General features: G+C 71.6%; 14 protein-coding genes. 6 read left to right on the top strand and 8 right to left on the bottom strand.

The window, feature by feature from the left end; translation table 11 throughout:
• Window positions 1-36: 36 nt before the first annotated feature.
• Window positions 37-1248 carry an epoxide hydrolase family protein gene (locus ACQP2Y_RS15470; RefSeq protein ID WP_433728657.1) on the top strand — a complete coding sequence of 404 codons (1212 nt, stop codon included), beginning with the start codon at window positions 37-39 and terminating at the stop codon, window positions 1246-1248.
• Between the two features lie 33 nt (window positions 1249-1281).
• On the top strand, window positions 1282-2565 hold the full coding sequence (locus ACQP2Y_RS15465) for an epoxide hydrolase family protein (RefSeq protein ID WP_433728655.1): 1284 nt from the start codon (window positions 1282-1284) through the stop codon (window positions 2563-2565).
• Between the two features lie 79 nt (window positions 2566-2644).
• Here the strand turns inward: ACQP2Y_RS15465 and ACQP2Y_RS15460 are convergent, their stop codons facing one another.
• Entirely contained in the window at window positions 2645-3007 is a 363-nt protein-coding gene (locus tag ACQP2Y_RS15460) for a hypothetical protein (RefSeq protein ID WP_433728653.1), read from the bottom strand.
• A 47-nt stretch (window positions 3008-3054) separates the two neighbouring features.
• On the opposite strand from ACQP2Y_RS15460, the gene ACQP2Y_RS15455 reads away from it, so the two are divergent.
• Complete coding sequence (locus tag ACQP2Y_RS15455; RefSeq protein ID WP_433728651.1) at window positions 3055-3240, top strand: hypothetical protein; 186 nt, start codon at window positions 3055-3057, stop codon at window positions 3238-3240.
• Between the two features lie 63 nt (window positions 3241-3303).
• On the opposite strand, the gene ACQP2Y_RS15450 is transcribed toward ACQP2Y_RS15455, so the two are convergent.
• The 3 genes from ACQP2Y_RS15450 to ACQP2Y_RS15440 form a co-directional block, all read right to left on the bottom strand.
• Window positions 3304-4488 carry a S8 family peptidase gene (locus tag ACQP2Y_RS15450; protein WP_433728649.1) on the bottom strand — a complete coding sequence of 395 codons (1185 nt, stop codon included), beginning with the start codon at window positions 4486-4488 and terminating at the stop codon, window positions 3304-3306.
• A 72-nt stretch (window positions 4489-4560) separates the two neighbouring features.
• On the bottom strand, window positions 4561-6156 hold the full coding sequence (locus tag ACQP2Y_RS15445; protein ID WP_433728647.1) for a diguanylate cyclase: 1596 nt from the start codon (window positions 6154-6156) through the stop codon (window positions 4561-4563).
• A gap of 68 nt (window positions 6157-6224) precedes the next feature.
• Window positions 6225-7721: a S8 family serine peptidase gene (locus ACQP2Y_RS15440; protein WP_433728645.1), complete on the bottom strand. Its 1497-nt coding sequence runs from the start codon at window positions 7719-7721 to the stop codon at window positions 6225-6227.
• A 163-nt stretch (window positions 7722-7884) separates the two neighbouring features.
• On the opposite strand from ACQP2Y_RS15440, the gene ACQP2Y_RS15435 reads away from it, so the two are divergent.
• Complete coding sequence (locus ACQP2Y_RS15435; RefSeq protein ID WP_433728643.1) at window positions 7885-8592, top strand: GDSL-type esterase/lipase family protein; 708 nt, start codon at window positions 7885-7887, stop codon at window positions 8590-8592.
• Between the two features lie 30 nt (window positions 8593-8622).
• On the top strand, window positions 8623-8916 hold the full coding sequence (locus ACQP2Y_RS15430) for a hypothetical protein (RefSeq protein ID WP_433728641.1): 294 nt from the start codon (window positions 8623-8625) through the stop codon (window positions 8914-8916).
• Between the two features lie 14 nt (window positions 8917-8930).
• Here ACQP2Y_RS15430 and ACQP2Y_RS15425 read toward each other — a convergent pair whose 3' ends face one another.
• The gene (locus ACQP2Y_RS15425) at window positions 8931-9887 is read right to left on the bottom strand and encodes an anti-sigma factor RsbA family regulatory protein (protein WP_433728639.1); all 957 of its coding nucleotides are present in this window, start codon (window positions 9885-9887) and stop codon (window positions 8931-8933) included.
• Window positions 9884-10708, bottom strand: a complete 825-nt coding sequence (locus ACQP2Y_RS15420; protein ID WP_433728637.1) for an MEDS domain-containing protein — start codon at window positions 10706-10708, stop codon at window positions 9884-9886. The genes ACQP2Y_RS15425 and ACQP2Y_RS15420 overlap by 4 nt, the downstream gene beginning before the upstream one ends.
• A gap of 76 nt (window positions 10709-10784) precedes the next feature.
• On the opposite strand from ACQP2Y_RS15420, the gene ACQP2Y_RS15415 reads away from it, so the two are divergent.
• Window positions 10785-11153: a cupin domain-containing protein gene (locus ACQP2Y_RS15415; RefSeq protein ID WP_433728635.1), complete on the top strand. Its 369-nt coding sequence runs from the start codon at window positions 10785-10787 to the stop codon at window positions 11151-11153.
• Here the strand turns inward: ACQP2Y_RS15415 and ACQP2Y_RS15410 are convergent, their stop codons facing one another.
• Both ACQP2Y_RS15410 and ACQP2Y_RS15405 read right to left on the bottom strand, forming a co-directional pair.
• Window positions 11154-12248, bottom strand: a complete 1095-nt coding sequence (locus tag ACQP2Y_RS15410) for a tartrate dehydrogenase (RefSeq protein WP_433728632.1) — start codon at window positions 12246-12248, stop codon at window positions 11154-11156.
• Window positions 12245-12934 (bottom strand): GntR family transcriptional regulator, encoded by a 690-nt coding sequence (locus tag ACQP2Y_RS15405; RefSeq protein ID WP_433728630.1) that lies wholly within the window; start codon window positions 12932-12934, stop codon window positions 12245-12247. Before ACQP2Y_RS15405 ends, ACQP2Y_RS15410 begins: the two co-directional genes overlap by 4 nt.
• Window positions 12935-12994: the final 60 nt, after the last annotated feature.

Here is a 12994-nt window from a genome sequence, read left to right as displayed (position 1 = left end):
GCATCGGGATTCCGACCGAAAGGCAGTGTGCGTGAGATGACCACGCTCGAACAGCAAGCCGGCCAAGCGATCCGGCCGTTCACCGTCCACTTCCGCAAGGCAGCGCTCGACGACCTGCGCCGCCGCCTCGCGACCACCCGCTGGCCGACCCGGGAGCTCGTCGGCGACCGCTCCCAGGGGGTGCAACTGGCCACCATGCAGGCGCTGGGTCAGTACTGGACGAGCAAGTACGACCTGGGGCGCGTGCAGGCCCGGCTCAACGCGCTGCCCCAGTTCACCACCGAGATCGACGGTGTGGACATCCACTTCGTACACGTCAGGTCGAAGCACCCGGGCGCGCTGCCGCTGATCATGACCCACGGCTGGCCCGGATCGATCATCGAGATGATCGACTCGGTCGGCCCGCTGACCGACCCGACCGCGCACGGCGGCACCGCCGCCGACGCGTTCCACCTGGTGCTGCCCTCGTTGCCGGGGTACGGCTTCTCGGCCGAGCCGACCGAGGTCGGCTGGGACCTGGTGCGCACCGCGCGGGCCTGGGCGGAGCTGATGCGCCGGCTCGGCTACGACCGCTACGTGGCGCAGGGCGGAGACGTCGGCGCCGGGGTCACCGACGCGATCGGCCGGCTGGGCCCGGAGGGCCTGATCGGCATCCACACCAACCTGCTGGTGCCGGCCCTCAACGACCCGGCCGCGCTGCCGGACGACACCGAGGAGGAACGCGCGGCGCTGGCCGCGATCAAGGTCTTCCAGACCACCGGCAACGGCTACTTCGTGGAGATGGCCACCCGGCCGGAGACCATCGGGTACGCGCTGCTGGACTCGCCGGCCGCGCTCGCCGCCTGGATGATCGACCACGACACCGACGCGTACTACAAGATCGCCGGTGCGTTCGTCGACGGCCGGCCCACGGGCAACCTCACCCGAGACCACATCCTCGACAATGTCACGGCCTACTGGCTGACCGGCACCGGAGCGTCCACGGCCCGGTCGTACTGGGAGGCGTACGGGCCGGACGCGCCCGCCGCGGGCCGCCCACCGCTGCCGGACCCCCGCGTCCCCGTGGGCTTCAGCACGTTCCCCGGCGAGATCTGGCGGACGCCGCGCAGCTGGGCCGAGCAGTCGTACCCGACCCTCAACTACTTCGGCCAGGCCGAGCGGGGCGGCCACTTCGCCGCCTGGGAAGAGCCGGAACTGTTCGCCGCCCAGCTGCGGGCCGCCTTCCGGCCGCTGCGCACCGGAAATTGACATGGACCTTCACGACTCACGAGGTGGATACCGATGACTTCCCAACCCACGCGACGGCAGCTGCTGCAGGGCGGCCTCGCCGCCGGCGTCACCGTCGCCGCAACCGCCGCACTCGGCCCCGCGCCGGCGAGCGCGGCCCCGTCCACCGCCGCGACCGGGATCCGCCCGTTCCGGGTCGCGATCCGGCATGAGCAGGTGGCCGAGCTGCGCCGCCGCGTCGCCGCAACCCGCTGGCCGTCCCGCGAGCTCGTCGCCGACCGTTCGCAGGGCGTGCAACTGGCGACCGCCCAGGCGCTCGCCCGGTTCTGGTCGACCAGCTACGACTGGCGCCGGTTCGAGGCCAAACTCAACGCGCTCCCCCAGTTCAAGACCGAGATCGACGGCGTCGACATCCACTTCGTCCATGTCCGCTCGCGGCACCGCAACGCCCTGCCGCTGGTGATGACCCACGGCTGGCCCGGCTCCATCGTCGAACTGCTCGAGACGGTCGGCCCCCTCACGAACCCGACCGCGCACGGCGGCACCGCGGTGGACGCCTTCCACCTGGTCCTGCCGTCGATCCCCGGGTACGGCTTCTCCGGCAAACCGGCCGAGCTCGGCTGGGACACCACCCGGACGGCGAAAGCCTGGGCAGAACTCATGCGCCGCCTCGGCTACACCCACTACGTCGCCCAGGGCGGCGACGTCGGCGCCGCCGTCACCGACAAGATCGGGCGCCTGGCGCCGGCAGGACTGTTGGCCATCCACCTGAACCTGCTGGTCCCGGCGTTGGCCGGCACCGGCAACCTGCCGAAGAACACCGACCAGGAAAAAGCCGCGGCCGCCGCGCTCCTGACCTTCGCGACGACCGGCAACGGCTACCGGGTCGAGCAGGCGACGCGGCCACAGACAATCGGCTACGCACTGCTGGACTCCCCCGTCGCCCTGGCGGCCTGGATGCTCGATCACGACACCGACAGCTACCTCAAGATCTCCCGCGCCTTCCGCGGCGGCCCGCCGTCGGGCAACCTCACCCGCGAGCACATCCTCGACAACATCTCGACCTACTGGCTGACCGGCACTGGCGAGTCGGCCGCCCGCACGTACTGGGAAGGCGCCAACGCCACGGCGGGCCAGGCCGCTCCGTCGGTCGGTGTGCCCGTCGCGTTCAGCGCCTTCCCGGGCGAGATCTTCCAGGCGCCGCGCAGCTGGGCCGAGGCGAGCTATCCCACTCTGCGGCACTACAGCAAGGCCAGGCGGGGTGGGCACTTCGCGGCCTGGGAGGAGCCGCAGGTGTTCACTCAGGAGCTGCGAGCGGCCTTCCGGTCGTTCCGCTGATCCGGGGCCGGCATCGGCGACGCTGACGGCACGCTCGTGGTAGCTGCCGTGGCGTCGCCGGACCGGGCCGGCGACCCCGTCAGTCCCAGCAAGGGTGCTCAGCGGCCGTGGCCTGGGGGCGAAGGCGGAACAGCACAACGTGACCGGCCTCGTCGCGGAATTCCGCCTCGGTGGCCGAGAGCATCCGCATCGTGCCGCGTTGGTAGGGGTTGCCCCAGCCGTCCGGCGGGTTGACACCATCGGCGTCGGAGAGCGGAGGAACGGCCTCGTAATAGCGGCCTTCGAACTTCGCCTCGAAGATGCCGCAATGCGTGCGGAGGTCGAACGCAACCGCCGGGGATGCTGGGGTCGCCATCGGGGTCTGATCCGGCGCGGCCGGAGGTTCGCATCCGGCCACAGCCAGCACCAACCCCACGCCGATAGTGATCGCCCTGCGTCTCATGACGCTCCTCCGGTCCGTGCCTCAGGTCAGCGAGCCGATGCGCACCATTGGGTCCGACGGACGCCGTCCGCCTCCGGTTCCTGCCGGAGACGCTCCTGCCGTCCCCGGACGAGCCCGTCGGCGAACTCCACGATGGCCCGCGGCGCGGGGCCCAGATCCTGGAGAAGCTCGGCTGCGCCAACCGTACGCAGGCCGGACTGCTCGCCGAAGCAGCCGGCCTCTCGGCGCAGTGACGCGCCGGATCAGTGCGGCGAGCCGGGCGGAATCCCACCCGGCTCGCCGCGTTGCTGGAGAACTCAGAAGGCGCCCGTGTAGAGCAACCGGTTCGGTGAGCCCGACCCAGGACTCGTCACCACACCCGTGGTCGCGTTGCTGACTACGGCGCTGTGCACCTGCGCCGGTGAGTCCCCCGGGTGACCGGCCAGATACAACGCCGCCGCGCCGGCCACGTGCGGTGCGGCCATCGAGGTGCCGCTGATCGTGTTGGTTGCGGTGTCGCCGGTGCCCCAAGCCGACGTGATGCTGATGCCGGGGGCGAACACGTCGACGCAGGTGCCGCGGTTGGCCCAGGACGGCTTGGCGTCGCTGCTGTTGGTCGCGGAGACGGTGATGGCGGTCGGCACCCGGGCCGGGGACTGGGTGCAGGCGTCCAGCGCGAACAGTCCGAACAGGCCGTTGCCGGCGGCGATCGAGTAGCTGACGCCGGAGCCGATCGACGCGCTCACCGCGTTGTCCAGGGCGGTGTCGGCGCTGCCGCCGAGGCTCATGTTGGCCACGGCCGGCTTGACCGCGTTGGCGGTGACCCAGTCGATGCCGGCGACGACCTGCGCGGTGGTGCCGCTGCCTTCGCAGTTGAGCACGCGTACGGCGACGAGCTGCACGCCCTTGGCGACGCCGTACGCGCTGCCGCCGACGGTGCCGGCTACGTGCGTACCGTGGCCGTTGCAGTCGTCGGCGGCACCGCCGTCGACCGCGTCGTGTCCGCTGACCGCGCGCCCGCCGAAGTCCTGGTGGGTGGTGCGGATGCCGGTGTCGATGATGTAGGCGTGCACGTTCGCCGCGGTCGTGGAGTAGGTGTACGCCTGGTTCAGCGGGCGGTTGCGCTGGTCGATGCGGTCCAGGCCGTAGGACGGCGGGTTGGCCTGCGTCTCGGAGATCCGGTGGATCAGGTTGGGCTGCACGAACGCGACGTCCGGGTCGGCGGCCACCTGCCGCGCCTGGCGCGCCGACATCGTCGCCGCAAAACCCTTGAAGACCTTGGTGTACGTGTGGAGCACTGTCGCGTTGTGCTCGGCGGCGACGGTGCGAGCAATCCTGCCCGACTTGAGGACGACGATGTAGCTGTCCGGCACCACTTCGGCCCCGGCTACCGAGATGACGTCCGCCTCGGCCGGTGCCGCCTGCGCACCGGTGGACAATCCGAGGATCGACAGGACAACGGCGCCTGCTGCGGCGGCGCCTCGACGGATGGCTGTTCTCACCTGAGCCTCCCCACATTGGGTGGTCACGCAACCACGCCACGTGACGCTAGCAGGCGGATCGACACATGTGAATCAGGACGCGGCGGGCGACACGATGACCCGGTTCCGGCCGGCGTCCTTCGCGGCGTACAGCATCCGGTCGGCATCGGCGAGCAGCGCGGCCGGCGCGTCATGGCCCTGGGTCGCGGTGGCCCCGACGCTGACCGTCACCGGCAGGTCGCCGGTCACCGGCTGCCACGGGTACACGTCGACCGCCTCCCGCAGCTCCTCGAGCCGGCCGGCGGCCTGTGCGGCGCCGACGCCGGGCAGGACGACCAGGAACTCCTCGCCACCCATCCGGGCCACGAAGCCGGTGTCCGACACGGTCTGTTGCACCGAGCGCAGCAACTGGGCGACGGCCACCAGGACCTCGTCGCCGGCCTCGTGCGACAAGGTGTCGTTGATGCGCTTGAAGTGGTCGATGTCCACGACCGCGACGGTGAGCGATGAACGGGTCTCGGCGGCCAGGGCGACGGCGACCGGCAGGTGGTCGTCCACGTAGCGCCGGTTGCGCAGCCCGGTGAGGGGATCCCGGAGCGCCTGTTCGCGGTACCGCTCGGCGTCGTTGCGGGCCTGCGCGGTCTCGAACATCACCTGCCGGGTATGGGCCCGCGCCTCCTGCTGGGCCGACCGCAGCTGTTCCCGGGCGGCGTCATACCGCTTGTACTCGAAGAACGCCTGCTCGAACGCGCCGGCCGCCGCGTACAGCTCGGCCTGCTCGGCCATCACGGCCACCCGGATCCCGGTGAGCTCCCGCTCCTCGCCGAGGGTACGGCTGCGGTCGAGGCTCTGCTGGGCCCGGTCGAGCGCGCCGAGACAGCGCTGGGCCCGGGCCAGGGTGAGGGTCGCTTCGGCCAGGTCGTGCACCTCGTACCAGAGCGGCGATTCCAGCACCGAGAGCAGCGTCTGCTCGGCCGCCGCGTACTCCCCCAGCCCGATCTGGATACTGGCGACGGTGTCGCGTTCGATGATCAGGAACTCCCGGCCCAGGGCGGCCGCCACCACCCGCATGCGCTCGACCACCGTCGCGGCGGCGGCCAGCTCACCGGCCTGGAACTCGGTGTACGCGCGGTTGTTGAGCACCAGCAGCCGCCGGGTCAGGTCGTTGATCGCGATCGCCAGCTGCTCGGCCTGCAGGTAACGTTCCCGCGCCGCGTCGATCATGCCGACGTCGCCGAGGGAGTTGGCCAGCCGGTTCAGGTACATCAGCCGCAGTCCCGGCGGGGCGTGCTCATCGAGCACCTCGACGGCGCTGATCGCGTTCTCCAGGCTCGCCGCGTGGTCGCCGAGGTAGTTGTAGATCAGCGCCAGGTGGAAGTGGCTGCGGGCCAGCAGCGCGGGCGATGCCAGGTCCTGCGCCTGCCGGTGGACCTCCAGGAACACTTGCGCGGCACCACTGCGGTCACCGTTTCGCTGGGCCATGTCGGCCTGGACCAGCCGGGCCCGCAGCTGCAGGGTGGTCTCGCCGCACTCCCCGGCCGCCCGCTCGATCGCCGCCGCGGAGGCCAGGTTGGCCTCGATGTCACGGCCCTGATAGGTCTCGAGATCGTCCAGCAGGCGGGCAAGCTCCGGCGCCGGCGACGTGCGTCGCCGACCAGCGCCCGGAGCGCCCGTGCCCGTTGTGCTCACGGGAGCCGAATCGACCACCGCCGGGCCATCGGCAGGGGAACCGGATTGCACTTCGGGTGCCTTTTCGCTCAGGACATCCAGCCCTTGTCGCCGGCGGTGAGCCAGCCGGTCGACGACCAGGCCGCTCCGCTCCAGTTCGGCGCCGTGCCGCCGCTGCCGGACCACGCCTTACCGGACCAGGTCTGTCCCGACCAGGCCAGCTCGGACCAGGCCTTGCCCGACCAGGCCTTGCCCGACCACGCCTTGCCGGACCAGTTGCCCTGCCCGTCCGTGGAGCCGGCCCAGCCGGTGCCCGTCCACGGGCGGCCCATCCAGTCCCCGCCCTTCCACGACGTCCGGGCGGCGCTCGCGGCGGCCCAGGCCGAGGAGCTCAGCGGCCCGAAGATGTCCCGCTCCCCGGTCAGCGCGACCCCGTCGCCCATGGTCACCTGCGACGAGCCGCGGTCCTTCTGGATGCTGCCCGTACCGGTGATGGTGCTGCCGCTCTGGCCGCAGCTGGTCAGCGTGGACCTGATCGCCGTCTGCAGGTTGATCTGCGGGGCGTAGGAACCGGTGACCGGCGTGCCGGTGGCCCGCAGGTAACACATGACCTGCATCGGCGACAGGGTCGGGTACTTCTGCAACAGGACGGCGGTGGCGCCGCTGACCACCGCGGCGGCCTGCGAGGTGCCACTGCCCTTGAAGAACCGGTCCCCGACCCGCGCCGAGGAGTAGTTGACGTCGGCGTAGCTGCCCGGGTCACGCAACGAGACGATCGACCGGCCCGGCGCCAGCACGTCGGGGGCGTTGTCCTGGGAGGTGCCCATGCTGCTGAAGCTCGCCACCGTGTCATCGGCGGTGCTGGTGGTTCCCCGCGGATCGGTCGCGCCGACCGTGATGATGTACGGGTTGGAGCCCGGGTTCAGAATGTTGCCGCCGGTGTTCCCCGAGGCGACGATCACGCTGATGCCGGCCAGGTAGGCGTTCTCCACGGCCTCGCTGAGCGGGCTGCTCACCCAGCTCTGCGTGCTGTCCGTGCCGTACGACAGGTTCAGCACCTTGATCGGGTTGGCCGGGTCGTCGTTACGGTGCGCCACCACCCAGTCGATCGCGGCCATCACCTGCGTGACGTCGACCGCGCCGTTGGCCGCGCCCACCTTGAGGGAGATCAGCTTGGCGTCGGGCGCCACCCCCTTGAAGGTCCCTCCGGCGGCGTCGCGCCCGGCGATGATGCCGGCCAGGTGGGTGCCGTGACCGTACGTGTCCCGGCGCAGCAGGCCCGGCACCTGCGACTCCAGCGACAGATCGGGCCCGTTCGCCACGTTGCCGCTGGTGAGCCCGGCCACCGGCACGACTCCGGTGTCGATGAGGGCGATGCCGACGCCCTTACCGGTGAGGCCGGCGGCCGCCGCCACGTCGTCCCGCACGATTCGGCGCACGTCCGGCAACGTCGCGGCCGTGGCGGTGAAGGTGTAGTCCGTGAAGGAGGCCGTCGTGACGGCGGCCTCCGCGGTGCCCGGGTAGAGCAGGGCGGCCGCTGTGACAACAGCCGCCCCGGCGGCCCTGAGGCGGACTGTCTTCCTCAACTGCGGCTCCTTCGACGTCCCGACGATGTGATCCGCCTGCTCGGCAGGATCACGCCGGTTGTGAACAAGTTGCGGAAAAGGTGGCCGGTCGGGTTCCACTCCTCACCCGATCGGCCGGCAGAACGACGCGAATACCGGACTGCTGAATGGGCAAGCGGCGGTCGTGACGCTTCTGTACACCGCGCTGGGTGACTCCATGTCCATCGACGTCTACGCCGGCGGGCCCGGCCGGGGCGCGACGAGTCTGCTGCACCGCAACCGCGACACCGACTTCCCGGACTGGGCCGGGCGGGACCTCGGCACGCACGGCTACGACCTGCTGGACCTGACCTCCGACGGGGCCACCACCGCCGGGGTGCTCGGACAGCAGCTCCCCCGACTCGACCGGCGGCCCGACCTGGTCACGATCACCATCGGCGGCAACGACCTCATGAGCGCGTACGGCGACACCGCGGCCGCCGAGGCCGTCATCGCGCAGGTCGCGGAACGCGGCGAGCGGATCCTGGCCCAGCTCGCCGCCGGGCCCGGCGAACTCCCGCGCACGGTGATCACCACCGTGTACGACCCGAGCGACGGGACGGGTGCCGTACCGGGTGGCGGCCTCCCGCCGTGGCCGGACGGTCCGCGGCTGGTGGTCGCCCTGAACGATGTCCTGACCGATCTGGCCGACCGGCACGGCGCTCAGGTCGCCGACGTGCACTCACACTTCCTGGGCCACGGCGCGCGGGCCGGCGATCCGAGCCGGCCGGACCCCCGGCCGGCGAACCGGGACCTGTGGTTCTGCGGCGTCATCGAGCCGAACGCGTGGGGCGCCCACGAGATCCGCCGCACCTGGTGGCACACGCTCGAAGGGGCGGGATGGCTGCCGTGAAGGCGCTGACGCCCGTGCGAGGATGAGGCCATGGGCAGCGACGCCAACCCCGACGTGAGCGCTCTCGCGATCAACGTTTCGATTCCGGAAGAGCTCCGCTGGACCGACACCCGCCGTGGTCAGGAGTTCGAGCTGACCACGTTGAACGTCCGGCTCTTGAAGGACGGGCACCTCGCCGCCAAGGCGTACGGCCGTCCCGTCGCCGGCGGCCGCGGCACGTACGTCTCGTTCCCGCTACCGGACAGTCCCGAACTGACCGCGCTCGTCGCCGAGGCGGCCAGCCGGGCCAGTGCCCTGTGGGCGGGGCACCGCGGTCTCGGCTGACCCCCCGTACGGTGTCAGTGGTGGGGGTTTCCGGCGGTCAGCCGGATGGTGAAGCCGTCGCGATGCCGGTGCAGGGCGACGTGGTTGCACGACTGGTGAGCGATCCACAGACCGAGGCCACCGGCGCTGCCGTCGCCCGCGGCGAGCAGCCCGGCGAACGGGTCCTTGGGCCCGGCGCCGGAGTCGTTGACCGTGACGACGATCCGGTCGGCGCCGCTCCACAGCCGCATCCGCACCGGCCCGCGGCCGTGCCGGTGAGCGTTGGCCACCGCTTCGCTGACCGCGACGATCAGGTCGTCGACGTCCTGGGCCGGCAGGTGGCCCCGGTCGGCGTCACGGACGGCCCGGCGCGCCTCGGACAGGCCGGGATCGAGCAGGTCGGCCTGCGGCGGGGTCTGCTCGACCGGGTCCGGCACCGGGGGGCGCGGCTCGCTGAGGTACGGCACCGGGTCGACGTACTGGCTGTTGGGGACGTGCCGGCCGTCCGGCAGAGCCGTGCGCGGATGGGTGCACAGCACGTCGGCGAGCACCTCGTCCGGGGTGACCCGGGTGTCGTAGGCGCACATGCTCCACAGCGGGAACTCGTCGTAGGCGTGGTTGATGGCCGACTCGTAGCGCGCCCACCAGTCCCAGGTCACGCCGAGCGCTTCCACCGGCAGCTGGCCGATGATCCGGATCTGGGCGGCCCCGCCGGCGACGTGGTCGGCCAGCAGCCCACGGTACGACCGGATGGCCCCGGCCGGCCGCGCGTAGACCGAGCCACCCTGAAGGAACGTGACCGGGCAGCCGGCCGGCAGCGCCGCGCGCACCAGCTCCGCGTTGCGCCCGCCCAGCCCGACGATGGTGGGCTCGCCGGCCGCGACGCCGCCCAGCAGGAACGGGACCGCCACGGCCAGCAGATCGTCGTCGGAGTCGTAGCAGACCGCCTCGTGGAAGTAGCCGGTGTGCCCGGCAGCGGCACCTGTCCTCATCGGGTCACCTCCACCCGTACGTGGGCCAGCTCCAGCAGCCCGGCGAGGCGCTCGGCGGCACCGAGGCGGGTCCGGACCACGGCGGTCATCTTCTGGGTCTCGGCGTACTGCTGCAGGGCGAGCAGTGACCGGTGGTCGATGAAGTCGAGGTCGTCGGCGTCCACCACGACCTCCCCACCGGCCGGGGCCAGGTCGGTGTGCCGCAGGGCGCCGGCGAACAGCTCCTCCACCGACACGTCGACCTCGCCGTCGAGCACCGCGTCGGCGGTCGTCGCCCCCGGATGAAGCTGGAACATGACGCCTTCGGCGTGGCTGGACTCGTGCATGCACGCCAGCTCGGCGACGGCGTGATCGCCCAGCTCACGACGGTCGTAGGCGCACACGGCGCGCATCGGGGCGGTGCGCATGTAGCGCCCGATCGCGTACTCGTACCGGGCGAAGGCGTGCCGCTGCTCGTCGGTGCGCACGAACGCCGTCGCGTCGGCCACCACGCGCAGGCCGGTGAAGCCGGCGGCCAGGGCGTCCTCGGTCGCGGCCGTGTAGGCGGCGACCTGAGCGGCCGGGTCGACGATCAGGCCGCCGGGATAGGCCTGGTCGGACGAGAGCACGGATGCTGCCGCTTGGGCTGCGAGCCAGTCCGCGGTTTCCGTGGAGTGGCGGCCCGGGACGTACCAGACCTGCTCACCGGCCTCCAGCCCCGCGCGCAGGAAGTCCCGCGCGTAGGCGTCGAACGGCTGATAGTCGTCATATGACCAGCACACATGCCCGGCCGCGGCGGCCCGGCTCACGTGCCGGACACCGCGGCAGTGGTCATCGGACAACGATAGCTTCGTCGTCGCCGGGCTGTTCGGTGCCGATGGGCCGTTTCCTGATTCCTGGCTTCCTGGAGGTTCTGTCATGTCGTCCGACGCCGCCGACCCGAACAGGCCGGCCGACGAGCTCGCCGCCAAGCTCAAGCGCACCGAGACCCTGCGCCGCGGCTCCTCCATCCCCGGCCGGGACATCGTCCAGGTGCGCACGGAGATCCCCGCCGGCGTGGAATCCGGCTGGCACATCCACCCCGGCGAAGAGGTCGGCTACATCATCGCCGGGACGGTACGCATGGAGATCCGCGACCAGCCGACGCTCACTCTGCGCCCGGGCGACGGCTTCCTGATCCCGCCCCGCACGCCGCACAACGCCACCGATCTGGGTCCGGACACCGGGCTCATGCTGTCGACGTACCTCGTCGAGACCGGACAGCCGGTGGCGACGTTCGTGCACTGATCACCCGTTGCGGGGGCGTTCGCGGACCCGCTCGGCGATTGCGTGGGCCAGCTCGGCTGTCGTGCCGGTGCCGTGCAGATCTGGGGTCAGCGGCGCCCCCTTCGGCCCGTACGCCAGGACGTCCTCGACCGCGCCGAGCAGCTGAGCCGCCGCTTCGGGGTGGCCCAGGTGTTCCAGCATCATCGACCCGCACCAGATCTGCCCGACCGGGTTGGCGATGCCCCGGCCGGCGATGTCCGGGGCGGAGCCGTGCACGGGTTCGAACAGGCTCGGGTGCTCGCGCTCGGGGTTGATGTTGGCGCTCGGGGCGATGCCGAGCGTGCCGGTGCAGGCCGGGCCGAGGTCGGACAGGATGTCGCCGAACAGGTTGCTGGCCACCACGACGTCGAACCAGTCGGGGTGCAGCACGAACTGCGCCGCCAGCGCGTCGATGTGGAACTTGTCGAGCCGTACGTCCGGGAACTGCTCGCCCATCGCCGCCACCCGTTCGTCCCAGTACGGCATGGTGATGGCGATGCCGTTGCTCTTGGTGGCCGACGTGAGGTGCTGCTTCGGGCGGCGGCGCGCCTGCTCGAAGGCGAAGCGCAGGACGCGGTCCACGCCGACGCGGGTCATCACCGTCTCCTGGAGCACGGTCTCGCGTTCGGTGCCTTCGAAGATGCGCCCGCCGACGCTGGAGTACTCGCCCTCGGTGTTCTCCCGGACGACGACGAAGTCGATGTCGCCCGGCTCCCGGTCGGCCAGGGGGCTGCGGACGCCGGGCATGAGCCGGCAGGGGCGCAGGTTCACGTACTGGTCGAAGACCCGCCGGAACTGCAGCAGGCTGCCCCAGAGGGACACGTGATCGGGGACGACCGACGGCCAGCCGACCGCTCCGAAGTAGATGGCGTCGTACCCGCGCAGCGTCTCCTCCCAGCCGGGCGGCAGCATCGTCCCGTGCCGCTGCCAGTGGTCGGCGCTGGCGAAGTCGAAGTGGTCGAAGTCGAGCCGCAGCCCGAAGTGGTCGGCGGTGGCCCGCAGCGCTTCGATGCCGGCCGGGACGACCTCCTTGCCGATGCCGTCGCCGGGGATGACGGCGATGCGATGCGCGGTCATCGCGCCTCCCGCAGCGCCGCGAGGCCGCCCTGCGAGTCCTCGAGGGCGATGCGTTCCGCGGCGGTGGAGTCGCCGGCGCGCAAAGCCCGGACCAGGGCGCGGTGGCTGGTGTAGCGCTCCAGGCCGAAGGTCTGGTCCTCGGCCACCCGCCGCAGCAGCAGCTCGCGGCGCTGCGGCCGGGAGAACACCCGGCTCTGCTCGAGCATCCGGATAAGGACGGGGTTGTGGGCGCAGGCGTCCACGGTGTCGTTGAACTCCTGCATGGTGTCGAGCAGCGCGGTGAGGTGCCGTTCCGACGGTTGTCCCGGGTGACCGCGTTCCTTGAGCAGGATCAGCAGGTCGTCGGCCCGGTCGAGGATCGCGTCCAGGGCGTCGAGCTGGGCGGCGGTGGCGTGCCGGGCGGCGAAGCGGGCCACCAGGCCGCGCAGGCCGACCTCCACCTCCGCGAGGTCGTCGATGGCGGCATCGCGGATGGCGGCGACCCGCACCGTACGGGGGCCGATCCGCTCGATGAGCCCGTCGAGCTCCAGGCGGCGCAGCGCTTCGCGGACCGGGGTCGGGCTGATCGTCAGCCGCTCGGCCATGCCGCGCTCGGTGACCTTGTCCCCCGGAGCGAGCTCGCCGGTGGCTATCGCGCTGCGAAGCTGACGGTACGCCTGGTCGGACAGCGTCTGGGTGGCAGTCATGAGCGCACTTTACCGCCTGCCATGGCAAATCCACATGCAACTGTTGACGGTTTTGCCATA

This window comes from Actinoplanes sp. CA-051413, from assembly GCF_050955795.1.
Taxonomy (GTDB): Bacteria; Actinomycetota; Actinomycetes; order Mycobacteriales; family Micromonosporaceae; genus Actinoplanes.
The sequence above is the reverse complement of the archived record's forward strand: the minus strand, read 5'-3'. Positions and strand labels throughout refer to the sequence as shown.

Coding starts and splice junctions, on each gene's coding strand:
- ACQP2Y_RS15470 (WP_433728657.1), top strand. CDS start 37: ATGACCACGCTCGAACAGCAAGCCGGCCAAGCGATCCGGCCGTTCACC.
- ACQP2Y_RS15465 (WP_433728655.1), top strand. CDS start 1,282: ATGACTTCCCAACCCACGCGACGGCAGCTGCTGCAGGGCGGCCTCGCC.
- ACQP2Y_RS15460 (WP_433728653.1), bottom strand. CDS start 3,007: ATGAGACGCAGGGCGATCACTATCGGCGTGGGGTTGGTGCTGGCTGTG.
- ACQP2Y_RS15430 (WP_433728641.1), top strand. CDS start 8,623: ATGGGCAGCGACGCCAACCCCGACGTGAGCGCTCTCGCGATCAACGTT.
- ACQP2Y_RS15425 (WP_433728639.1), bottom strand. CDS start 9,887: ATGAGGACAGGTGCCGCTGCCGGGCACACCGGCTACTTCCACGAGGCG.
- ACQP2Y_RS15415 (WP_433728635.1), top strand. CDS start 10,785: ATGTCGTCCGACGCCGCCGACCCGAACAGGCCGGCCGACGAGCTCGCC.
- ACQP2Y_RS15410 (WP_433728632.1), bottom strand. CDS start 12,248: ATGACCGCGCATCGCATCGCCGTCATCCCCGGCGACGGCATCGGCAAG.
- ACQP2Y_RS15405 (WP_433728630.1), bottom strand. CDS start 12,934: ATGACTGCCACCCAGACGCTGTCCGACCAGGCGTACCGTCAGCTTCGC.